Source organism: Teichococcus vastitatis (assembly GCF_003604215.1).
Lineage (GTDB): Bacteria > Pseudomonadota > Alphaproteobacteria > Acetobacterales > Acetobacteraceae > Pseudoroseomonas > Pseudoroseomonas vastitatis.
Map to the genome: position 1 here is coordinate 1 of NZ_QXGS01000238.1, position 544 is coordinate 544.

At 66.0% G+C, this 544-nt stretch carries 1 protein-coding gene; it reads right to left on the reverse strand.

The annotated features are described in order from the left end of the window. Positions 1-503, reverse strand: a 503-nt coding sequence (locus tag D2K64_RS24095) for an ATP-binding protein (protein ID WP_238384411.1), incomplete at its 3' end; no start/stop codon positions are given. Positions 504-544: the final 41 nt, after the last annotated feature.

The window sequence follows — 544 nt, forward strand, 5'->3', positions numbered from 1 at the left end:
AACAGCACCTTCAGGCCAGGACGGAATTGTCGCGCCGCGTCGAACAACTGGCGTCCGTTCATGCGACCGGGCAGACCGACATCGGTCACCAGCAGATCGATCCGGGCATCGGAGCGCAGCACCGTCAAACCAGAGGCCCCGTCAGCGGCTTCCACCGCGGCATAACCCAGTTCCTCCAGAACCTCGGTGATCAGCATCCGGACTGACGGCTCGTCATCGACCACCAGCACGGTTTGCCCCGCCTCCGCACGGGGCGCATTACCCAGATCTGCTGGCGCCTCGTTCCCGACCGCCTCGCCCCGGTGCCGCGGCAGGTACAGGCGCATGGTCGTGCCCCGGCCTTCGTCCGAGTCAATCTGCACCTGCCCAGCCGACTGCCTGGCGAAGCCGTAGATCATCGACAGCCCTAGGCCTGTGCCTTGGCCCAACGGCTTGGTGGTGAAGAAGGGGTCGAAGGCGCGCGCGATCACCTCCGGAGACATGCCGGTGCCGCTGTCGGTCACGCAGATGACAACGTATTCCCCGGGTCGCATGTCCCGCATCC